Source organism: Pseudomonas sp. G3-19 (genome assembly GCF_054855875.1).
This window is the reverse complement of the sequence record NZ_JBMPIQ010000003.1, coordinates 1,330,644-1,350,582: the sequence shown is the minus strand read 5'-3', so window position 1 is coordinate 1,350,582 and position 19,939 is coordinate 1,330,644. Positions and strand designations below refer to the sequence as shown.

Annotated in this window: 22 protein-coding genes; 8 read left to right on the top strand and 14 right to left on the bottom strand. The window is 60.4% G+C overall.

All coding sequences use genetic code 11. From position 1 onward, the window contains the following. Window positions 1-50: 50 nt before the first annotated feature. The 5 genes from modC to ACOYXI_RS06135 all read right to left on the bottom strand — a co-directional run bounded on the left by modC (window position 51) and on the right by ACOYXI_RS06135 (window position 6,379). Window positions 51-1,130 (bottom strand): molybdenum ABC transporter ATP-binding protein, encoded by a 1,080-nt coding sequence (gene modC, locus ACOYXI_RS06155; RefSeq protein WP_461674537.1) that lies wholly within the window; start codon window positions 1,128-1,130, stop codon window positions 51-53. A gap of 3 nt (window positions 1,131-1,133) precedes the next feature. Continuing rightward, entirely contained in the window at window positions 1,134-1,814 is a 681-nt protein-coding gene (gene modB, locus ACOYXI_RS06150; protein WP_003225407.1) for a molybdate ABC transporter permease subunit, read from the bottom strand. Next, a complete protein-coding gene (gene modA, locus ACOYXI_RS06145; protein ID WP_461674536.1) occupies window positions 1,815-2,582 on the bottom strand; it encodes a molybdate ABC transporter substrate-binding protein in 768 nt (255 codons plus the stop codon). Between the two features lie 168 nt (window positions 2,583-2,750). After that, entirely contained in the window at window positions 2,751-3,815 is a 1,065-nt protein-coding gene (locus ACOYXI_RS06140) for an NAD(P)H-dependent flavin oxidoreductase (protein WP_096796538.1), read from the bottom strand. A gap of 101 nt (window positions 3,816-3,916) precedes the next feature. Beyond that, complete coding sequence (locus ACOYXI_RS06135; protein ID WP_461674535.1) at window positions 3,917-6,379, bottom strand: autotransporter; 2,463 nt, start codon at window positions 6,377-6,379, stop codon at window positions 3,917-3,919. A 188-nt stretch (window positions 6,380-6,567) separates the two neighbouring features. Between ACOYXI_RS06135 and acuI the strand changes: the two genes are divergently transcribed. Next, window positions 6,568-7,551 (top strand): acrylyl-CoA reductase (NADPH), encoded by a 984-nt coding sequence (gene acuI, locus ACOYXI_RS06130; RefSeq protein ID WP_098964154.1) that lies wholly within the window; start codon window positions 6,568-6,570, stop codon window positions 7,549-7,551. A 61-nt stretch (window positions 7,552-7,612) separates the two neighbouring features. Next, window positions 7,613-8,071 (top strand): GyrI-like domain-containing protein, encoded by a 459-nt coding sequence (locus ACOYXI_RS06125; RefSeq protein WP_139053887.1) that lies wholly within the window; start codon window positions 7,613-7,615, stop codon window positions 8,069-8,071. On the opposite strand, the gene ada is transcribed toward ACOYXI_RS06125, so the two are convergent. From ada to ACOYXI_RS06100, 5 genes are all read right to left on the bottom strand, one after another. Beyond that, a complete protein-coding gene (gene ada / locus ACOYXI_RS06120) occupies window positions 8,068-9,135 on the bottom strand; it encodes a bifunctional DNA-binding transcriptional regulator/O6-methylguanine-DNA methyltransferase Ada (protein WP_210557251.1) in 1,068 nt (355 codons plus the stop codon). The two genes, ACOYXI_RS06125 and ada, sit on opposite strands and share 4 nt — an antisense overlap. Window positions 9,136-9,221: 86 nt before the next feature. Then, window positions 9,222-9,887, bottom strand: a complete 666-nt coding sequence (gene alkB, locus ACOYXI_RS06115) for a DNA oxidative demethylase AlkB (RefSeq protein WP_210557432.1) — start codon at window positions 9,885-9,887, stop codon at window positions 9,222-9,224. A 5-nt stretch (window positions 9,888-9,892) separates the two neighbouring features. After that, on the bottom strand, window positions 9,893-10,603 hold the full coding sequence (locus ACOYXI_RS06110) for a 2OG-Fe(II) oxygenase (RefSeq protein ID WP_210557249.1): 711 nt from the start codon (window positions 10,601-10,603) through the stop codon (window positions 9,893-9,895). Between the two features lie 95 nt (window positions 10,604-10,698). Beyond that, the gene (locus tag ACOYXI_RS06105) at window positions 10,699-10,869 is read right to left on the bottom strand and encodes a hypothetical protein (RefSeq protein ID WP_096796544.1); all 171 of its coding nucleotides are present in this window, start codon (window positions 10,867-10,869) and stop codon (window positions 10,699-10,701) included. Between the two features lie 30 nt (window positions 10,870-10,899). Then, window positions 10,900-11,202 (bottom strand): DUF1883 domain-containing protein, encoded by a 303-nt coding sequence (locus ACOYXI_RS06100; protein WP_024164475.1) that lies wholly within the window; start codon window positions 11,200-11,202, stop codon window positions 10,900-10,902. A gap of 212 nt (window positions 11,203-11,414) precedes the next feature. Between ACOYXI_RS06100 and ACOYXI_RS06095 the strand changes: the two genes are divergently transcribed. Both ACOYXI_RS06095 and ACOYXI_RS06090 read left to right on the top strand, forming a co-directional pair. Then, a complete protein-coding gene (locus ACOYXI_RS06095) occupies window positions 11,415-11,771 on the top strand; it encodes a hypothetical protein (RefSeq protein ID WP_027612690.1) in 357 nt (118 codons plus the stop codon). Window positions 11,772-11,843: 72 nt separating this feature from the next. Then, window positions 11,844-12,074, top strand: a complete 231-nt coding sequence (locus ACOYXI_RS06090) for a hypothetical protein (RefSeq protein WP_027612691.1) — start codon at window positions 11,844-11,846, stop codon at window positions 12,072-12,074. A gap of 3 nt (window positions 12,075-12,077) precedes the next feature. Here the strand turns inward: ACOYXI_RS06090 and ACOYXI_RS06085 are convergent, their stop codons facing one another. Next, window positions 12,078-12,365, bottom strand: a complete 288-nt coding sequence (locus tag ACOYXI_RS06085; RefSeq protein WP_007964655.1) for a hypothetical protein — start codon at window positions 12,363-12,365, stop codon at window positions 12,078-12,080. A 151-nt stretch (window positions 12,366-12,516) separates the two neighbouring features. Then, window positions 12,517-12,702 (bottom strand): hypothetical protein, encoded by a 186-nt coding sequence (locus tag ACOYXI_RS06080; RefSeq protein ID WP_007964653.1) that lies wholly within the window; start codon window positions 12,700-12,702, stop codon window positions 12,517-12,519. A gap of 258 nt (window positions 12,703-12,960) precedes the next feature. Here ACOYXI_RS06080 and galU point away from each other — a divergent pair, with 258 nt between their 5' ends. Continuing rightward, complete coding sequence (galU, locus tag ACOYXI_RS06075) at window positions 12,961-13,800, top strand: UTP--glucose-1-phosphate uridylyltransferase GalU (protein ID WP_007912230.1); 840 nt, start codon at window positions 12,961-12,963, stop codon at window positions 13,798-13,800. A gap of 341 nt (window positions 13,801-14,141) precedes the next feature. On the opposite strand, the gene ACOYXI_RS06070 is transcribed toward galU, so the two are convergent. Both ACOYXI_RS06070 and ACOYXI_RS06065 read right to left on the bottom strand, forming a co-directional pair. Then, entirely contained in the window at window positions 14,142-15,890 is a 1,749-nt protein-coding gene (locus tag ACOYXI_RS06070; protein ID WP_098964150.1) for a phosphoethanolamine transferase CptA, read from the bottom strand. 199 nt (window positions 15,891-16,089) lie between these two features. Next, on the bottom strand, window positions 16,090-16,272 hold the full coding sequence (locus ACOYXI_RS06065) for a DUF6026 family protein (RefSeq protein ID WP_007964649.1): 183 nt from the start codon (window positions 16,270-16,272) through the stop codon (window positions 16,090-16,092). A gap of 274 nt (window positions 16,273-16,546) precedes the next feature. Between ACOYXI_RS06065 and gnd the strand changes: the two genes are divergently transcribed. The 3 genes from gnd to ACOYXI_RS06050 are packed head-to-tail and all read left to right on the top strand — an operon-like array spanning window position 16,547 to window position 19,853. Further along, a complete protein-coding gene (gene gnd / locus ACOYXI_RS06060; protein WP_098964149.1) occupies window positions 16,547-17,527 on the top strand; it encodes a phosphogluconate dehydrogenase (NAD(+)-dependent, decarboxylating) in 981 nt (326 codons plus the stop codon). After that, window positions 17,524-19,047: a glucose-6-phosphate dehydrogenase gene (gene zwf, locus ACOYXI_RS06055; protein ID WP_461674534.1), complete on the top strand. Its 1,524-nt coding sequence runs from the start codon at window positions 17,524-17,526 to the stop codon at window positions 19,045-19,047. Before gnd ends, zwf begins: the two co-directional genes overlap by 4 nt. Continuing rightward, the gene (locus ACOYXI_RS06050; protein WP_096796547.1) at window positions 19,044-19,853 is read left to right on the top strand and encodes an HAD family hydrolase; all 810 of its coding nucleotides are present in this window, start codon (window positions 19,044-19,046) and stop codon (window positions 19,851-19,853) included. Before zwf ends, ACOYXI_RS06050 begins: the two co-directional genes overlap by 4 nt. Window positions 19,854-19,939: the final 86 nt, after the last annotated feature.

Here is a 19,939-nt window from a genome sequence, read left to right as displayed (position 1 = left end):
CGCTCTGTTACAGCGATTGACCGCGCGCCGTGGCCGTCGTGCCAACCAATTCAGGCCAGCACGGCGACAGCCTTGATCTGCGCCCACAAATGCTGGCCCGGGTGGATGCCGAGCTGGTCCCGGGAAAACCGCGTGATCCGCGCCAACAGCGGTGTGCCGCCGGCATCCAGACGAATCAGCACATGCGCGGCATTGTCCGCCGCCAGCTCGCTGACCACGGTCACCGGCAAGCGATTGAGGATGCTGCTGGCCTCGCTGTTGTGCAGGGCCAGACTGATATCGCGGGCGTGCACCTTGCAGCGCAGGGCCTGACCGACTGCCATCGGCGCGTGAGTCACCCGGATGTTCATGGCAGTCGCCGGCAATTGCAGACTCAGCAACTGGTACTCGGCATCATAGGCGCTGACCTGGCCTTCGATGATTACACCAGCGTCATCGCCCAACGCCATTGGCAGGTCCAGCCGGGCAAGGGTCTCGCCAATCGGGCCGCTGGCCAGGGCCTTGCCGTCGCTGAGCAGCACCAGATGATCGGCCAGCCGTGCAACCTCATCCTGCGCGTGGCTGACGTAGAGCACCGGGATGTCCAGCTCGTCGTGCAGACGTTGCAGGTACGGCAGGATTTCGTTTTTACGCTGACTGTCGAGGGCGGCCAATGGCTCATCCATCAACAGCAGTTTCGGGCTGGTCAACAGCGCGCGGGCGATGCCGACACGCTGACGTTCACCCCCGGACAGATGCTGCGGATGACGCTCCAGCAAATGACCGATGCCCAGCAGTTCGGTGGCTTGCGCCATGTCGACCCGGCGCTGACCCTTGGCAATGCGTTTAAGGCCAAATTGCAGGTTGGCCAGCACTGACAGGTGCGGAAACAAACTGGCTTCCTGGAACACGTAACCGATTGCACGTTTGTGCGGCGGGACAAAAATCCGCCGTTCGCTGTCCTGCCAGACTTCGTCGTTGATTCTGATAAAGCCCTGTTCAGCCCGCTCAAGCCCGGCGATACAGCGCAGGCAAGTGGTTTTGCCCGACCCGGAATGACCATACAGCGCAGTCACGCCACGCCCCGGCAAATGCAGATCGACATCAAGGCTGAAACCCGGATAAGTGATTTTCAGACGTGCATCAATCATCGATCAGCTCCAGCCCGCGCGGGTCTTGCGGCTGGAGTAGAGCGCCAGCAACACCAGAAACGAAAACACCAGCATCGCCCCGGCCAGCCAATGGGCCTGGGCATATTCCATCGCCTCGACATGGTCGTAGATCTGCACCGAGACCACGCGGGTCTTGTCGGGAATGTTGCCGCCGATCATCAGCACCACGCCGAATTCACCAACGGTATGCGCGAAACCGAGGATCGCCGCCGTCACAAAACCGGGGCGGGCCAACGGCAGGATCACGCTGAAAAAAGTGTCCCAGGGATTGGCGCGCAAGGTTGCGGCCACTTCCAGTGGGCGGGTGCCGATGGCAGAGAACGCGTTCTGCAACGGTTGCACCACAAACGGCATGGAATAGATCACCGAACCGATCACCAGCCCGGTAAAACTGAAGGTCAGAGTGCCTAGACCCAGCCATTGCGTGAAGTGGCCGAGAAAGCCATTGGGCCCCATCGCCAGCAGCAGATAAAAGCCGATCACGGTCGGCGGCAGTACGAGGGGCAGGGCGACGATAGCGCCGATGGGGCCACGCAGCCAGGAACGGCTGCGCGACAACCACAGGGCAATCGGCGTGCCGACGACCAGTAGGATAGCGGTGGTCAGGGACGCCAGTTTCAGGGTCAGCCAGATCGCCGCGAAGTCGGCACTCGTCAGCGACATTTAGAGCTGGTAACCGTAGGACTTGATCACCGCAGCGGCTTTCGGGCCCTTGAGGTATTCAACCAGCGCTTTGGCGGCGGCGCTGTCCTTGCCTTTGTTGAGAATCACCGCGTCCTGTTTGATCGGTTCGTGCATGCTCGCTGGAACGATCCACGCCGAACCGCTGGTGACCTTGCCGTCCTTGTAGATCTGCGACAGTGCGACAAAACCCAGTTCGGCGTTGCCGGTGGACACGAACTGGTAGGCCTGGGTGATGTTCTGGCCTTCTACGATCTTCGCCTTGGTCGCCTCAGTCAGATTGAGTTTTTCCAGCACTTGAGTAGCGGCCAGACCGTATGGCGCGGCTTTCGGATTGGCGATGGACAGGTGCTGGTATTCATTCTTCTTCAGGACTTCACCTTTGGCGTCGACATAACCTTCTTTCGCCGACCACAGCGCCAGGGTGCCGATGGCGTAGGTGAAGCGCGAACCCTTGACGGTGTCGCCTTCTTTTTCCAGTTTTTCCGGCGTGGTGTCGTCCGCCGAGAGGAACACTTCGAACGGCGCGCCGTTTTTGATCTGGGTATAGAACTGACCGGTGGCACCGTAGGCGGCGACCAGTTTGTGCCCGGTGTCTTTTTCGAAATCGGCAGCAATTGCCTGGATCGGCGCGGTGAAGTTGGCGGCAACCGCCACTTGCACTTCATCAGCCTGAGCGACACCGAAGGCGAATACCGAAAGCAGGGTGGCCAGGCAGGTTGGGGCAAAACGTGGGGCACGAATGGTCATGTAACAGCTCCGTTATGGGCGAGTGCAGAGGGCAGTTATTGTTGGAGGTGGACTGCACCGATGCGAAGGGTGGAACGCTATATAGCGAAATATATAGCGAAATGCCGCTAAACAGGAAGTGCTGGTGAACACAGGGTGAGGTGGTGCCATGTCTCACCCTGCGCCGGATCAGCGGCGGAGCAGTTTTGCCAGAGCGCCATCCGCCAGTTGCCGGGTCAGATCAGCGCTGTTCAGCTCTTCGCCCAATGGGAACGCCTGACCGGCCCAGAGGTTGCTGAACTGCGCTTCACTTTTGGCACGCAACGGTATCAGCGCCCCGCCGGCCAGCGGGAAGGCCGGAGCTTTCGGTGACATCGGGCCGATTTCGCGCATCACCCGATTGAGAATGCCGCGAGCCGGGCGGCCGGTGAACAGGTTGGTAATCGCAGTTTCACTTTCCTTGGCGCTGCGCAGCGCCTGGTGATGCGAGGCGCTGACTTTCGCTTCCGGTGTGAACAGATACGCGGTGCCGACCTGCACCGCTGACGCACCGAGTACCAATGCTGCGGCGACACCGCGTGCATCGGCAATGGCGCCGGCAGCGATCACCGGCACCTTGACCGCATCGACGATCTGCGGCACCAGCGCAAAAGTGCCGACCTGACTGCTCAAATCATCGCTGAGAAACATCCCGCGATGCCCGCCAGCCTCGTAACCCATGGCGATGATCGCGTCGCAACCGTTTTGCTCAAGCCACATCGCTTCATCGACAGTGGTGGCGGACGAGAGAATTTTTGCGCCAGTGGCCTTGACCCGATCCAGCAGGGATTTTTCCGGCAGACCAAAGTGAAAGCTCACCACCTCAGGACGAAACTCTTCGAGCACGGCGCACGCTGCCGCATCGAATGGCGCGCGGTTGGAAACCGGTGTCGGTGCGTCGAAATCCACGCCCAATTCGCGGTAGTACGGCTCCAGCAGGTTTTTCCAGTCTTGCGCGCGCTGTTCATCGGCGGCCGGTGGCTGGTGGCAGAAGAAATTGACGTTGAACGGTTTGCGGGTGTGCTCGCGAATGGTCTTCAGCTCTTCGCGCAACTGCTCGATGCTCAGCATTGCGGCAGGCATCGAACCCAAGCCGCCGGCGTTGCACACGGCGATCACCATTGCCGAAGTCGTGGCGCCGGCCATCGGGGCCTGAATGATCGGCAGCTCGATGCCGAGCAGGTCAAGAATGCGAGTGTCAGGCCATTGGCTCATGAAAGCGGTTCTCCGAACGATGAAACGGGGCAGGGACGGCAGAGCCGGTTTTTTAACAGCAAAACCGGGCTCGGGGCCAGTCTGAATTTTCAATGCAGCCATCAGCGGCGATGAAAACCGCCGCCCCCGCCGCCCCCAAATGAGCGGTTCATGACTTGCGAGGAGTTGTGAAAGTTGTTGGTGCGCTGGTTGCCGAAGTTGCGCGCAGCAGACTCGCGATTGAGGTTCTGCAGTTGCGCATTGTTGTTGACCGGCGCCGTGCGGGCCGGGCTGCCTTTGACCATCGATTGCCAGCCGTTGTCGGTTTTCTTGTAGACGTTGCCGTCGCGCCCGGCATAGACGTTGTCGCCCACCCGTGCGGCGCCGCCGTTGCGGCCTTTCACGCCGGCATATTGCGTGGTCTTGTCGGTGTTGGGGTTGTACACCGCGCCACGATTGGCGGTGACCTGGGTGCCGGTGCGAGCATTACCTGCGGTGACCCGTCCACCGGCGATGGCGCCACCGTTTGGGCCGACCACCTCACCGCTGCGCCCGGCCGCGTATTTGCCGGTGTAGGCGTTGTGCACCGCGCCGCGTTGGCCTGCCGCCGCAATGCCGGTGCGCGAGTTATAGGACGAGCCAACCTGACCGGCCCAGCGATTGCCGGTCCAGGCGTTGTATCCGGCGCCATAGCGACTCACCGTCGCGCGATCCCCCCACTGACGATAAATGTTGCCGGTGGTGCCTGCCCAGCCACCGGGCCCCCAGGCCACAGCACCGCCACGATAGCCATAAGCGGCGCCGCCCCAGGCCAGTGGCGCGGGGTACAGGCGCGGGCCCCAGGCGTAACCCCAGCCATAATTGCCCCACCATGGATAAGCGCCCCAGCCCCAACCCATCGCCACGGTGTTGCCGCCCCAGCTCCAGCCGAAGCCGAAACCGAAGGTCCAGCCTGTCCACGGCGTATAGCGCATGGCGACGCCGAAACCGTAGGTCACCGGTGGCCCGTACCAGACGCTGCCGACCCACGGCGTGTAAGGATAACCGGTGCCGTAGACCACCACGCCGGTGGCCGGATCCAGATTCGACCCTTGATAACCCGGGGTATAGCCGACCACCACAGTGTCGCCGCTGGACTCATAGACTTTGACGTAGGTGAGGTAATGCATCGGCGAACTCGGCGGGATCGAATAGATCACCGCCGGCACCGAACTGGCGACGCTCCATGGCCCGTTCACCGAGGTGGCGCTGAACCAGATACCGTTTTCCACCGCATACCAGTTGTCGTTGTCGACACGAATAATCGGCGTCGCGCTGTTGACCACGTACTGCAGGGATGTGCTGTTGATTGCCTTCAACTGTGGCTCGCCATCGAACTGCGGTGCGGTCATTTTCACTGCGCTTTTCTTGATCGCCGAGGTTTGCGGGATGGTCGCCGCGATCGCGGCTTCCTTGGCCTGCGGTGTGCCGGCGACCGAAGCCTTGACGTTCTCTTTCGGGCTGTCGTCCGGGATGTTGGCGAAATCTGCCGGCAGTTTGTCCGCCGGGGTAAACGTCCATGGGCCGCGCATGTCGGCAGCGCGAAACCAGCGCCCGGAGATCAGCACGTAACTGTTCTGGTCACCGATTTCCTTGAAGATGTGCCCGGTGGTGTTGCTCACGTAGAGCAGACTGGTGCCCTGAATCGGTAGCCACTGCGCTGCGCCGTCGGTGACGATCAGCTCAGTGGGCGTGGTGGCGATGAAAATTTTCGGCTGCGGCGGTTTGGCCAGATTTGGCACCTTGTCTTTCGGATCACTCTGCCCGGTCAGCAGATCGACCTGACGGCTCTGGATCGCCGCCTGTTTGGCCTTCTCCAGATCGGCCGGTGGTGTGGTCAGACGGGTGTATTCGCCGCTGAGGCTGTCAGCGACCATCCAGCCATCGAACACGTGCAGGTAGTGCTTGCCCTCGGCGTCCTTGAGCAATAGCGGGCGGGTGTTGATCACCCGCTGCAACGCAGTGCCGTCGACCGCACGGTACACGGCGTCGCCATCGATGTAGACGAGCAGCGCCGGGACGTCTGAACTGATGATCGTCGGCGGGGTGTTCTCCAGCGGCGCGCTGTCGGCTTTCTGCTCGGCTGACAGCACGCTGACGGCGGCTTCAAGTTGATCGAGGGAGATGGTTTTCTTGCGACTTTCGGCATCTTTCTGCAGCGCGCCGAGCCAGACGTCGGCCTGACTGGCGTCGGCAGGGAAGTCGGCCTTGATGATCTTGTACTGATCCAGTGCGACCCAGCGCGTGGCCTTGTCGACCAGCGTGTGCGCGCTGAACTGGACGATGCCGAAGGTGGGTTTGCCGTCGGCGCCGGTGGCTTCGACGGCAGCCCGGGCATTGAGGGTGTAGCCATCCCAGCTGTCGAGTTGCGGCTGGTAAACAGTCAGTTTGGCCTTGCCGCTGCTGATCACTTGCGGCCACGTCGGCGCGCTCGGGGCAGTGTCGGCAGCGACAGGTTTGCTGGCGGTAGCCGGGGCAGCCCAAGGGTTGCCAACCGTCAGCAGGCACAGCATCAGTATCGCAAGCAACGAGCGCGGGTAAGACATTGTCAGCTCCATCGACAGGGCCGCTTTCAGCAGGATGGCAGCGAAAGCACGACCGTCGAAAAAGCATAGCCGCCCGCTTCATAATTACCGGGCGGATTCGCGAATTGGCGCAAAGTCGGGTGGGGCAATGTGTTGCTTTGTGTTATTTCAGGGCACGAGGATCTGAACCCATTGATTGAGAGGCAGCCATGTTCAACGGCATTTTGATCGACAAAGACGACAGCGGTTACCGCGCCAGCCTGCAGCAGATCAGCGAAGCGCAGTTGCCTGAAGGCGACGTGACGGTGAAGGTCGCGTACAGCACGCTGAACTTCAAGGACGGACTGGCGATTACTGGCAGCAGCCCGGTGGTGCGCAAGTTTCCGATGGTGCCGGGGATCGACTTGGCGGGCACGGTCGAGGTCAGTTCGCATCCCGATTACCAGGTCGGTGATCAGGTGCTGCTCAACGGCTGGGGCGTGGGCGAGAGTCACTGGGGCGGGCTGGCGCAGAAGGCGCGACTCAATGGCGACTGGCTGATTCCGTTGCCCAAAGCCTTTACCGCCGCGCAAGCCATGGCCATTGGTACCGCCGGCTACACGGCGATGCTGTGCATTCTGGCGCTGGAGCGTAACGGCGTGTCCCCGGATCAGGGCGAAGTGCTGGTGACTGGCGCCAATGGCGGGGTGGGCAGTTTCGCCATCGCCTTGCTCAGCAAACTCGGTTATCGCGTGGTGGCGTCCACCGGCCGGGTGTCCGAGCATGAGTACCTGAAGCAACTGGGTGCCAGCGAGATCATCGATCGCGCAACTTTGTCTGAGCCGGGCAAGCCCTTGGCTAAGGAACGCTGGGCCGCAGTGATCGATTCGGTCGGCAGTCACACCTTGGCCAACGCCTGTGCCAGCACCCGCGCCGAAGGCACGGTGGCGGCCTGCGGCTTGGCTCAGGGCATGGATTTTCCGGCGTCGGTGGCGCCGTTCATTCTGCGCGGTGTGACCCTGGCCGGAATCAACAGCGTGACCCAGCCCAAGGCGCGGCGGATCGAGGCCTGGGCGCGTCTGGCCAAGGATCTGGACTTCGCTCTGTTGCCATTGATCAGTCATGAAATCGCCCTCAGCGAAGCCATCGACGCGGCGCCAAAACTGCTCGCCGGACAGCTTCGCGGCAGGGTTGTGGTCGACGTCAATCGCTGACAGAGTAGGCGTCATTGCGGCCCTGTGTGGCCGCACTTCTATACAGGGAGCCGCAATTTCGATGGATTTGAAACGACAGCAAATCGACGCCTTCACCGTTGCTGGGCTGCAGGTTCGCACCACCAACGCCGCAGAGCACCAACCCGAAACCGCGAAAATCGGCCCGATGTGGGGCCGGTTTTTCGGCGAGGAGTTGGCCGAATCCATTCCCGGCAAGTCAGCCCATTCGCCGATTTATGGCGTGTATTCGGCTTACGAGTCGGATGCTTCGGGTGCGTTTGACGTTACCGCTGGCGTTGCCGTGAATGCTTCAGTCAAAGACTTTGAGTCCGTGCGGATCGAAGCGGGCGAGTATCTGGTGTTCGAAGCACAGGGGCCGTTGCCAGACGCGGTCATCTCGACCTGGGGAAAGATCTGGGACTTCTTTGCAGCCAATCCGCAGATTCAGCGCCGTTACGCTACCGACTTCGAGGCCTATACCGGCCCCGAGTCCGTGTCGGTCTACATCGGCGTGCGCTAAGACTGGGTTTCGCGTTCCAGCAACTGGCGCTTACGCTCTACTCCCCAGCGATACCCCGACAGATTGCCATCGCTACGCACCACGCGATGGCAGGGGATTGCCACGGCCAGACGGTTGGCGCCGCAGGCTTGCGCCACGGCGCGCATGGACGTCGGCGCGCCAATGCGTTGGGCGATTTCGGCGTAACTGGCGGTGCGACCCACCGGGATTTCCCGCAACGCCTGCCACACCCGCTCCTGGAACGCTGTGCCACGCACATCCAGTGGCAAGTCGAGGCCCAGCGCTGGCGCTTCGATGAAACCCACCACCTTGGCAATCAACTGCTCGAAGCCGGCATCGGCGCCAATCAGGTTGGCCTGACGGAACTGATCCTGCAGATCGCACACCAGTTGATGCGGATCGTCGCCCAACAGAATCGCGCACACGCCGCGCTCACTCTGCGCCACCAGAATTGCCCCGAGCGAACATTGGCCAACCGCAAAATGAATGTCGTTGTTGCGTCCTGCAGCGCGGTAGTCACCGGGTTTCATCCCCAGCACCTTGTCGGCTGCCTCATAAAAGCGGCTGTTGGAATTGAAACCCGCGTTGTACAGCGCATCGGTCACCGTGCCGCCATCCGCGAGCCGTTCACGCACCCGGCGCGAACGATGCGCCGCCGCGTAACCCTTTGGTGTCAGGCCGGTTGCGGCCTTGAACACCCGATGAAAATGGAAAGGGCTGAGGCCGGCGGTTTCGGCGAGTTCATTGAGCGAGGGCACTGTTTCACTCGACTCGATCTGCCGACAGGCCATCGCCACGGTCGCGGCGTGCTGGCTGGCGACTTCAGTCTGATCCTTGCGGGTGCGCTTGCTTGGGCGGTAACCCGCCGCCTCGGCAGCTTGAGCACTTTCGAAGAACTCGACGTTCTGCGGCTTGGGCAAACGTGAAAGGCTGCTGGGGCGGCAATAGATGCCGGTGGTTTTCACCGCATAGACAAACTGCCCGTCGGCCCGCGGGTCCCGTGCAACGACAGCGGCCCAGCGTGGATCGGTTTCAACGTTGATGAGGGGCGAAAGCTTTTTCATGGCGAGTAGTCCGTTGACCTGTTTGATTCAGGTTAACCAGCGGCAATGTTGGTAGCACTCCGGGCCTTGCGGTCAAACTTTTCAGATCACCCGGCGACACGCAAGGTCAGGTTGATCCGGCGTTCGCCCAACTGTGGATGCCGCCCGGGTTTGATCGGCAGCACACCGTGAAAACGCAAGCGATCGACCCCGCCCCAGACCACCATATCGCCGTGCAGCAGAGGAATGCGCTGGCTCTTGTCGCTGCGCAAAAAACCACCGAACAGGAACATCGCCGGCAACCCCAATGACAGCGAAACGATCGGCGCCGCGTAGGCATTTTCGTCTTTGTCCTGATGCAAAGACATTTTCGCGCCGGGGACATATTGGTTGATCAGGCAGGAGTCTGGATGAAAGTCGGCAAATCCAGCGCGCTGTGCTGCTTTGCGCGCCAGTTCCGACAACACTTCTGGCATCGCCGGCCAGGGCTGGCCACTCAGCGGGTCGACGGTGCTGTAGCGATAACCGCTACGGTCGGTGATCCAGCCCAGGGTTCCGCAACTGCTGGTGCCCACCGACATGCTGAAACCGCCCGGGGTCATCATGTGGCGCAACGGTGCTACGGCGAGAATGGCTTCCAGCGCTGGCAATAGTTGATCGATCACCGGCAGGGCGAAGCCGCGCAACACCCACGATTGTTCGCCGATCTGCTCGGCGCGGGGTTGTTGCTCGGGTTCGTGGTCGGCGAACAGGTCGAAGGTGGTCGGGTGCATGGTGTTCATGATGCGTCGTGGAAGATGATGCCCAGAGTATGCCGATTTCCGCTGTGCAGGCGACTGACGCCGTGACGCATGGTCACTCGATAATCGCCGCGTGTGCCGTTGACCGGGCGCTGGTTGACCGCGAATATAACCGCGTCACCCTTGTGCAGAGCCACAACGTGCGGGCGCGACTGCATGCGTGGACGCTGCTCGGTCAGGACGAACTCACCACCGGCAAAATCCTCTCCGGGCTGCGACAGAAGAATCGCCACTTGCAGTGGGAAAACCAGTTCTCCGTACAGATCCTGATGCAGGCAGTTGTAGTCCTGCGGGCCGTATTGCAACAGCAAGGGTGTCGGCCGCAGCTGGCCGGCAGCCTGACAGCGCTGCACAAACTCGGAATGGGTTGCGGGAAAGCGTACAGGCACATTCATGCGTTCGTACCAGCGGTTGGCCAGTGGCACCAGGCGCGGGTAAAACGCAGTGCGCAGACGTTCGATGGCTGTCGGCAGGGGATAGCTGAAGTACTTGTATTCCCCGCGACCGAAACCGTGGCGGGCCATGATGACCTGCGAACGAAACGGTTCGGTCTGCGAATACAGGGCGCTCAAGCGTTCACAGGTTTGCGCCGACAGCAACGAGCGGACGATGGCATAGCCATATTGATCCAGATGCTGTTCGAGGCTTGCCCAATCGAGCGCATCCAGCCGAGACGGGGACATTGACATGCTGACTCCTGAACCCTTTGGTCGAGGCTGTCAGTCTGGGCAAATACCGGCGGCAGAACACTCCGCCGCTTGCGGTCGAATCCCGTAATGTGGTGTTACAGGGCTTTGCTCACGGCGATGTCGCTGATCACGTCTTCGGTGGTGCCATGGATGGCATCCAGTGCGGCCTTGGCCTCTTCGACGGTGCCGTTTTCCAGTTGCGCGAACTCGAAACGGCGTTCACCGTTGAGCTTGTATTTGATGACGTATTTGGTCGTTTGGGCCACGGTCGTGCTTACCTTTTTGTCAGGGGCGACTCAGCTCAGTTTGGAGCTGGAGCGGCGGATGATCTTGATCGAGTGGGTCAGGGTCGGCTTGCGCGTGACGCTGATGGCGCGACGGTTGACGGTGTCGATGGTGATGTTCCAGAAACCGGTGCTCGGCGCGGTGATGCGCGCAGGAAACGTGTCGAAAGCGCCGCCGTGGTAGGTGTGGCGGCCGCCGTTCTTGAACGCGCGGAAGTTGGCGTCGTTCATCAAGCGGATGTTGCAGGTTTGCGAGCATTGGATGACGACGATGTCGTCTTCGTTGAGGTGCTCGCGCTGGTGAATGAATTTCATGGGCGCCTCCAGAAGGGCTTTTTCTACTAAATCAAAACGATAGCATGTGCGATTGGCGCAGTTTATCAGCCCGAACGGGTTATTATCCCGCCGTCGAGCGCTGCTTTGACAATTAAAAACAGTTATTCGCGATTCCATGCGGGTTTAATGGAGTAAGCCTCGGAGAAAAATGGCATTACTGCTGTCCGAGGGTCTTTATGGGAGGTATTTGTATGAAGTGGGGTGTGGTGTGTCTGCCGTTGATGTTGGTCGTGGGTGGTTGCGCGAGTGTTTCCGAAATCAACGAAACCTTGCCCACCATGAGCGTGATTTCCGGCAAGAAACCCCATGAGTATGCTCAGTGCCTGGCCGACAAGCTTGCCAACAGCCGCGGCGCGCTGCAGATGCAGCCGCACAAGGATGGCGTGCGAGTGATTGTTCCCGGGAAATTTTCCACCGGCGCGGCTGCGGTGTTTGATATCGAAGACCGTTCCGGCGGCAGCAGCATCAAGCTGCATGAGCGGATGTCCAATGTGCCGGTTCGTCCCCGTGACGTGCAAAACGCCGCCAATGCCTGTATTTCCGGCTGATAGAATAGCGGCCATCAGCACCGATGCCGTCACAGTCTTGCTGTGACGGCATTTTCATTTCTGGAGTCGCGCATGAAGCGAGAGCAAGTACGGGAACGGCATGCAGAGGGCCTTATCTCTGCCACGCATGTGATTCAAAATCCGGCGAACTCGGGCGAGTGGATCGTGTTTTTCAAGAAGAGTGCCGGTCGCAGCTATTTTCTGGTGGACGATAACGACGAAGTCGAATCCTTTGCCCGGCTCGACGACCTGATCGAGATCGTGCGCGGGCTCGGGATCAAGTTCGCCGAGATCCACATGTAGGGTCTATTTGCAGACCACCACCACACTGCGGTTCTTGTAGTTGCCGACGTCGACCCCCAGGGTTTTGTCACTCTCCTTGGGCGCCGGCGTGCCGTCGGTACCGACGATGCGATAGCCGGTGCCGGCGCAGGAGGCGTCAGCCTTCTCGTAGCAGGTGGCCCAGGAGTTGGCTTCCCCGGAGCAGTCGATGCTCAAGCCCTGTTCGCCGTTGTTCAGGTAGGTGGTTTCCGAGGTGGCACAGCCACCGAGGGCCAATACCGCGATCAGCGGCAGCATTCTGTTCATGTTCATAAGTGTGTCGTCTTCAGCGAGGGAGGGGCTAAACGCTCTGACAGCGCCAGCATGAAAAGGTTATAGCGATTGGCCACTTGTTTTCATCATGCTGCGAGCGGCCACAAAAAAGCCCTGCACAAGGGCAGGGCTCGGCGCGTGTCGCAACAGATCAGTCCTGATCTTTGCCACGGCGTTTGGACGACGCAGGGGTGTCGGTGAATACCGACGCTACATCAGTCGCCAGTTGCTCGCTGTCGAAAGGACCGGCGATGTGTTCGCCATTGGTCGTGGTCAGGTTCCACTTGCCGTCTTTCTTGTCGATCACATACCCGTTGATGATTTTTACCGCGGCCATCTATCTGTCTCGTTCGCTGGTTCAAAGGCGCCATGATACCGACAAATCCTCACATTGGGGGATGATGAGCGTATGGTGATGCAGCGTATTTGCGTGTTTGAGCTACTCTGTTTTCGCGGGTCGAAGTCGCCAACGGAACTATCGGCGAGAATATTTCTCTATGTTGGCATCGGTTAGCCAGTGCGGGGCATTGTAAGGTGCACGCCGCCTGATTAGACTGCGCCGAAACTCGTACACACAGCCCTTTCAAGGACTTATATGATCAAGAAATGCTTGTTCCCAGCAGCCGGTTACGGTACTCGCTTCCTGCCAGCGACTAAAGCCATGCCCAAAGAAATGCTGCCGGTGGTAAACAAGCCACTGATCCAGTACGGCGTTGAAGAAGCTCTGGACGCTGGCCTGACTGAAATCTCGATCGTGACCGGTCGTGGCAAGCGCGCTCTGGAAGACCACTTCGACATCAGCTATGAGCTGGAAAACCAGATCAAAGGCACCGACAAGGAGAAATACCTGGTCGGCATCCGCAAGCTGCTGGACGAGTGCTCGTTCTCCTACACCCGTCAGACCGAAATGAAAGGTCTGGGTCACGCGATCCTCACCGGTCGCCCGCTGATCGGTGACGAACCGTTCGCCGTGGTGCTGGCGGACGACTTGTGCGTCAACCTCGAAGGCGACGGCGTACTGACCCAGATGGTCAAGCTGTACAAGCAGTTCCGCTGCTCGATCATCGCCATTCAGGAAGTCGATCCGCAGGAAACCAGCAAGTACGGCGTGATCGCCGGTGAGATGATCCGCGACGACATCTACCGCGTGCACAGCATGGTCGAGAAGCCAAAGCCGGAAGACGCGCCGTCGAACCTGGCGATCATCGGTCGTTACATCCTGACTCCGGACATCTTCGACCTGATCGAACAGACCGAGCCAGGCAAGGGTGGTGAAATCCAGATCACCGACGCCCTGATGAAGCAGGCCCAGAACGGCTGCGTCATGGCCTACAAGTTCAAGGGCAAGCGTTTTGACTGCGGTGGCGCCGAAGGCTACATCGAAGCCACCAACTTCTGCTTCGAGAACTTCTACAAGACCGGCAAGGCTTACTGATAGCGCCGGACCTGCATCGCGAAGGGTGTGAAAGCACCCAAGTGAACGCACCCACAAACGCCCCGACTTGTTCGGGGCGTTTGTTTTTGTGCTGGAACAATCCTTGATCCTGGTGGTGCAATTTACTGGCGCCCTGTGAGCGCGCTGGCTGCTCTTTCAGGGAGGAGGGTACATGCGAGCATGCTGGCTGCTCCGATTTTCCTCAGGCGGTAAAGTAGAGCCCCATAAAGCGGGCTACCTGACCGCCCAAAACGAAAAAAGCTCCGTATCTTGCGATACGGAGCTTTTTCTTTATGCGTTACACCGGTTGCGATCTCTCGAAACCGATGCCTTCCGAGCGGTTACTGCTGCACGACATTCGCTGCGGCAGGGTCGACCTTTTTCGGCTTCATCAGGCTGAAGTCGATCAAGGCGCGCTGCTCGCGTTCGTACGGGTTGCCGATCATCAGCGGACGCGGTTTGAAGCTGTCGCTGACCAGACTCTTGCTGCGGTCCAGTTCATCGAAACTCAAACCGGCCATGTCCGCCCAGGTGTGGATCAGGTGCGAGCTGCTGTACGGCCGGCCCAGGTCGGCGGCGAAGTTCCAGTCGTGGTTCTCGCGCCATTTCGGCGACGCCCAGGCCATGAACGGAATGGTGTACATCGGCGCGGTCGGTTTGTTCTCGTTACGGCCGAGGGTGTTGTGGCCGGCGGAGTCGAACACGTCTTCACCGTGGTCGGAGAGGTACAGCAGGAAACCGTTCGGATCGGACTTGGCGTAGTCCTTGATCAGGCTGGACACCACGAAATCGTTGTACAGCACGGCGTTGTCGTAGCTGTTGTAGGTTGGCACCTGATCGTCACGTACGCCGGCCGGCACGCCGGTACGGTCCTGGAACTTGTCGAAGGTCGGCGGATAGCGGTACTGGTAGCTCATGTGAGTGCCGAGCAAGTGCACGACGATCAGCTTGCGCTGCGCCGGATCGGTCAGCGCCTTGTTGAACGGCTCGATCACGTCACCGTCGTACTGCGCGGCGTTCTGGTTGCGGTTGTTGTTCAGGTACACCTGCTCGTCGGCCTGCTCGGAGAAGGTCGTGAGCATGGTGTTGCGCTTGGTCATGGTCTGCTGGTTGGTGATCCAGAAGGTCTTGTAACCGGCCTGTTTCATCATGCTGACCAGCGACGGCGTGGACAGGTACAGATCAGGGTTCTCTTCGTCGGCGAAGGTCAGGACCTGCTGCAGCGCTTCAATGGTGTAAGGGCGCGGGGTGATGACGTTGTCGAATACCGCGAGCTGATCCTTGAGCTTGTCCAGTTCCGGCGTGGTCTTGCGTCCATAGCCGTACAGGCTCATGCGCTGACGGTTGGTCGACTCGCCGATCACCAGCACCAGGGTCGACGGTTTATCGGCATCGGTCACCTTGAGGTTATGCAGCGGCGGAACCTTGCTGGTGCTGTGCAGCATGTCCTGCATGCCGGCCAGGGTGTCGAGGTAGCGGTGGTAAGCCACCGCCATCTGCCAAGGCACGGCAGGCTCAATGCGGTCTTCGAACTTCTCGAAACCGCCGGCGAAACTGCCGGTACGTTGGGTCTGTTTGATCAGCGGGTAGCCGACTACGGCGAAAACGATCGCGATCGCAGCCACGAACGCGCGGCCTCGGGGCATGTACACCGGGCGCAGGCGGGTCCACAGGAAATAGGCGAAAGCGGTATGGGCGAGGAACGCCGGGATCATCCACCAGGCAAAGTACTGGGTCATGTATTCGCCGGCTTCAGAGATGTTCGACTCGAACATGATGAAGATGACGCTTTGCGAGAATTCCTGCTGATAGATGAAGAAATAACCCAGGCTGGCCATCGAGCAGGCCCACAGGACTACGCCGATCAGCGCGGCAAGCAGTTTGGTGCGTTTGGGAAACGCCAGCATCGGGGCGAGCCACAGCGCGCTCATCACGAAGGCCTGACGGAAACCGCTGAAACCGGAGGTGCCGGTCAGCTGAATCAACAGTTGGGTGATGCCCGAGAAATACCAGAAGAAAGCGAACAGCCAGAGAACCCCGGCCCAGTCGAAACCTGTCGCAGTCGTTTTGCTGCGTTTGAACAATGCCATTCAGCACTCCAGCTCATCGTCACTAACCACCGTCGGAGCGCTACATCAAACCGACGAACGGAAGCCGCGCGCAAACGCACGGCCAGAATGGGCCGGAGTATCACCAAGGTAGTGTGAAAACTTCGTTAGTTGCTGATCAGGGGGAGGGGAGCATCATGTCGGGAACGACAGGCGCCGTTCCCGAAGCTGGCGGGGCAGGTCAGGCGTGCGGATGGCGCTGGACCACCGGCAGAGGTTTGGGCTGAGCGCCCTGGGTCAGCGAGCGCAGCTGCGCCAGCTCCTGCTTCAACTGGTCGCGCTCGTCTTTCAACTGGCGCAATTCATCGCGACGGATCGTGACGTACAGGGTTTGTGGCGGCATTGCTGTGTGTACTGTGCCCATTGCTCACCTCGCAAATGGCGTGTCTCAACTGCAAATCGTCCCCGCGTCGGGGCTACTGACTTGCTATCGGCGCCAATTTTGATTTCTTTTGCCCGTGAATGGAACTTTTTTATTTTTCATGGTCGGTGTGTCTTCGGCAGGATTCGGGGCGTTATCACTCTGGATCGGGCACAATGCCCGGAAACTTCATCGCAACGCTCTGGACTAACCTCCATCAGTCGCGTTGGGCTATAACCAATGACACACATTTATTTGTAGTAAGGAGCATCAGCACATGCAACTCGGGATTATTGGACTGGGCCGCATGGGCGGCAATATTGCGCGACGTCTGATGCTCAACGGTCACACCACCGTTGTTTACGACCGCAATACCGCTTTCATCGATAACCTGGTCGCCGAGGGCTCCACCGGCGTTGCCGACCTGCCCGCTCTGGTGGCAGGCCTGGCCAAGCCACGTGCCGTATGGGTCATGTTGCCGGCCGGCGCGCCGACCGAAGACACCATCAACACTCTGAGCGACTTGCTGGAAGCCGGTGACACCATCATCGACGGCGGCAACACCAACTATAAGGATGACATTCGCCGGGCGAAAACCCTGGCCGAGAAGGGCCTGCACTACATCGACGTCGGTACCTCCGGCGGCGTCTGGGGCCTGGAGCGCGGCTACTGCATGATGATCGGCGGCGACGCCGAGACCGTGAACCGTCTGGACCCACTGTTCGCAGCGCTGGCGCCGGGCATGGGCAACATTCCGCGCACCAGGGATCGCAAATCCGAGGATCACCGCGCCGAGCACGGCTACATCCACGCCGGTCCTGCCGGTGCCGGGCACTTCGTGAAGATGATTCACAACGGCATCGAGTACGGCATGATGGCCGCGTTCGCCGAAGGCTTCGACATCCTCAAGACCAAGTCCAGCGAGCGTCTGCCGGAAGATCAGCGTTTCGACCTGAACGTGGCCGACATCGCCGAAGTCTGGCGCCGTGGCAGCGTGGTCTCGTCCTGGCTGCTCGACCTGACCGCCGACGCACTGGCCAGCGACCCGAAACTCGACGGTTTCTCCGGTTCGGTGGCTGACAGCGGCGAAGGTCAATGGACCATCGAAGCGGCCATGGAGCAAGCGGTGCCGGTTCCGGTGCTGTCCAACTCGCTGTTCTCGCGCTACCGCTCGCGCGGTCAGGGCACTTTTGGCGACAAGATTCTCTCGGCCCAGCGCTTCGGCTTCGGCGGCCACGTGGAGACACCGAAGAAATGACCCATACGATCCGCAGGAAATCCAAGGCAGAACCCGCACCACCGACCACGCTGTTTCTGTTCGGTGCCCACGGCGACCTGGTCAAGCGCTTGCTGATGCCGGCGCTGTACAACCTCAGTCGCGACGGCTTGCTTGACGAGAATCTGCGGATCGTCGGCGTTGATCACAACGCCATTACCGATGAAGCCTTCGCGCAAAAACTCGAAGACTTCATCCGTACCGAAGTGGCGGCGAAAGTCGGCAAGGGCGATCAGATGCTTGATCCGGCCTTGTGGGCCAAGCTCGCCAAAGGCATCAGCTACGTCCAGGGCGACTTCCTGGACGACAGCACTTATTCCGCGCTGGCGGCAAAAATTGCCGACAGCGGCACTGGCAATGCGGTGTTCTACCTGGCCACCGCGCCACGTTTCTTCAGTGAAGTGGTATGCCGTCTCGGCGCCGCCAAGTTGTTGGAGGAAACCCCGGAAGCATTCAGAAGGGTGGTCATCGAGAAGCCGTTCGGCTCCGATCTGCAAACTGCCGAAGCGTTGAACGCCTGCCTGCTCAAGGTCATGTCCGAGAAACAGATCTATCGGATCGACCATTACCTGGGCAAGGAAACCGTGCAGAACATTCTGGTCAGCCGGTTCTCCAACAGCCTGTTCGAAGCATTCTGGAACAACCATTACATCGACCACGTGCAAATCACCGCGGCGGAAACCGTCGGCGTCGAAACCCGTGGCAGTTTTTACGAGCACACCGGTGCGCTGCGTGACATGGTGCCCAATCACCTGTTCCAGCTGCTGGCAATGGTCGCCATGGAACCGCCGGCCGCGTTCGGCGCTGACGCCGTGCGCGGCGAGAAGGCCAAAGTGGTCGGCGCGATCCGCCCGTGGAGCGTTGAAGAAGCGCGAGCCAATTCGGTACGCGGTCAGTACCGCGCCGGTGAAGTCGATGGCAAAGCGTTGAATGGCTATCGGCAGGAAGCCAACGTAGCGCCTGACAGCAACACCGAAACCTACGTCGCGCTGAAAGTCATGATCGACAACTGGCGCTGGGTCGGCGTGCCGTTCTACCTGCGCACCGGCAAGCGCATGAGCGTGCGCGACACCGAGATCGTCATCTGCTTCAAACCAGCGCCGTACGCGCAGTTCCGGGATACCGAGGTCGACGAGTTGCAGCCGACCTATCTGCGTATTCAGATCCAGCCTAACGAAGGCATGTGGTTCGACCTGCTGGCCAAACGGCCGGGGCCGGCGTTGAACATGGCCAACATCGAGCTGGGTTTTGCCTACAAGGATTTCTTCGAGATGCAGCCGTCCACCGGCTACGAAACGCTGATCTACGACTGCCTGACCGGCGACCAGACGCTGTTCCAGCGCGCCGACAACATCGAGAACGGCTGGCGCGCGGTGCAGCCCTTCCTCGATGCCTGGCAACAGGATGCGAGTGTGCAGACTTACGCTGCCGGGGAAGACGGCCCGCAAGCCGCCAATGATCTGCTGACTCGCGACGGTCGCGTCTGGCATGGTCTGGGATGAGTGAGTCGATCCGTTTTTTATTGAGTGACATGGACGGTACGCTGTTGCTGCCCGATCACAGCCTGAGTCAACGCACCATCGACGCCGTTCGTTCGCTGCGCGAGGCCGGCGTGTTGTTCAGCCTGGCCACCGGGCGCCCACCCAAAGCCATGTTGCAGCAGATCGAAGCCTTGGGCGTCGATCTGCCGACCGCCGCCTTCAATGGCGGCACCATCGTCAATCCGGATGGCAGTCTGTTGGTGGCGCATTACCTGCCGGTGCCGACGGCGCTGATTGCCCTGGCGTTGTTCGCTGACCAACCGGATGTGGAGATCTGGGTGTTCAGCGGTGGTGACTGGTTGCTCAAGGATCCGCACGGGCCGATGGTGCCGCGCGAACAGCACGGCCTCGGTTATCCGCCGGTGGTGGTCGAGAGTTTCGAGCCGTACCTGGAGCGCATCGACAAGATCGTCGCCACCAGTAACAACACCGATCTGCTGATCGAGCTTGAGGCGCGCCTGTTAGCCAAGGTCAGCGGCATGGCGCAGGTCTCGCGTTCGCAACCGGTGTACCTGGACGTGACGGCGCTGGAGGCCAACAAGGGCACCGCACTGGCAACCATTGCCGCGCACCTCGATATCCCGCTGGCGCAGACCGCCGCGATTGGCGATGGCGGCAACGACCCGGCGATGTTCCATTGCGCGGGATTGTCGATTGCCATGGGGCAGGCGGAAGAGGCGGTGAAGCGCCAGGCTGACGTGGTCACCGCGCCAAACACCGACGACGGCGTGGCGCAGGCGATCGAGAAGTACATCCTCGGTCGCTGATTCACCCGGAAACAAACTGTGGGAGCGGGCTTGCTCGCGAATGCGGAGTATCAGCCAACACATCAAGTGCCTGACACTCCGTCTTC

What these genes read in the sequence shown, in the direction of transcription:
- modC (WP_461674537.1), bottom strand. Translation starts at nt 1,130, where the DNA reads ATGATTGATGCACGTCTGAAAATCACTTATCCGGGTTTCAGCCTTGAT.
- modB (WP_003225407.1), bottom strand. Translation starts at nt 1,814, where the DNA reads ATGTCGCTGACGAGTGCCGACTTCGCGGCGATCTGGCTGACCCTGAAA.
- modA (WP_461674536.1), bottom strand. Translation starts at nt 2,582, where the DNA reads ATGACCATTCGTGCCCCACGTTTTGCCCCAACCTGCCTGGCCACCCTG.
- ACOYXI_RS06140 (WP_096796538.1), bottom strand. Translation starts at nt 3,815, where the DNA reads ATGAGCCAATGGCCTGACACTCGCATTCTTGACCTGCTCGGCATCGAG.
- ACOYXI_RS06135 (WP_461674535.1), bottom strand. Translation starts at nt 6,379, where the DNA reads ATGTCTTACCCGCGCTCGTTGCTTGCGATACTGATGCTGTGCCTGCTG.
- acuI (WP_098964154.1), top strand. Translation starts at nt 6,568, where the DNA reads ATGTTCAACGGCATTTTGATCGACAAAGACGACAGCGGTTACCGCGCC.
- ACOYXI_RS06125 (WP_139053887.1), top strand. Translation starts at nt 7,613, where the DNA reads ATGGATTTGAAACGACAGCAAATCGACGCCTTCACCGTTGCTGGGCTG.
- ada (WP_210557251.1), bottom strand. Translation starts at nt 9,135, where the DNA reads ATGAAAAAGCTTTCGCCCCTCATCAACGTTGAAACCGATCCACGCTGG.
- alkB (WP_210557432.1), bottom strand. Translation starts at nt 9,887, where the DNA reads ATGCACCCGACCACCTTCGACCTGTTCGCCGACCACGAACCCGAGCAA.
- ACOYXI_RS06110 (WP_210557249.1), bottom strand. Translation starts at nt 10,603, where the DNA reads ATGTCAATGTCCCCGTCTCGGCTGGATGCGCTCGATTGGGCAAGCCTC.
- ACOYXI_RS06100 (WP_024164475.1), bottom strand. Translation starts at nt 11,202, where the DNA reads ATGAAATTCATTCACCAGCGCGAGCACCTCAACGAAGACGACATCGTC.
- ACOYXI_RS06095 (WP_027612690.1), top strand. Translation starts at nt 11,415, where the DNA reads ATGAAGTGGGGTGTGGTGTGTCTGCCGTTGATGTTGGTCGTGGGTGGT.
- ACOYXI_RS06090 (WP_027612691.1), top strand. Translation starts at nt 11,844, where the DNA reads ATGAAGCGAGAGCAAGTACGGGAACGGCATGCAGAGGGCCTTATCTCT.
- ACOYXI_RS06085 (WP_007964655.1), bottom strand. Translation starts at nt 12,365, where the DNA reads ATGAACATGAACAGAATGCTGCCGCTGATCGCGGTATTGGCCCTCGGT.
- ACOYXI_RS06080 (WP_007964653.1), bottom strand. Translation starts at nt 12,702, where the DNA reads ATGGCCGCGGTAAAAATCATCAACGGGTATGTGATCGACAAGAAAGAC.
- galU (WP_007912230.1), top strand. Translation starts at nt 12,961, where the DNA reads ATGATCAAGAAATGCTTGTTCCCAGCAGCCGGTTACGGTACTCGCTTC.
- ACOYXI_RS06070 (WP_098964150.1), bottom strand. Translation starts at nt 15,890, where the DNA reads ATGGCATTGTTCAAACGCAGCAAAACGACTGCGACAGGTTTCGACTGG.
- ACOYXI_RS06065 (WP_007964649.1), bottom strand. Translation starts at nt 16,272, where the DNA reads ATGGGCACAGTACACACAGCAATGCCGCCACAAACCCTGTACGTCACG.
- gnd (WP_098964149.1), top strand. Translation starts at nt 16,547, where the DNA reads ATGCAACTCGGGATTATTGGACTGGGCCGCATGGGCGGCAATATTGCG.
- zwf (WP_461674534.1), top strand. Translation starts at nt 17,524, where the DNA reads ATGACCCATACGATCCGCAGGAAATCCAAGGCAGAACCCGCACCACCG.
- ACOYXI_RS06050 (WP_096796547.1), top strand. Translation starts at nt 19,044, where the DNA reads ATGAGTGAGTCGATCCGTTTTTTATTGAGTGACATGGACGGTACGCTG.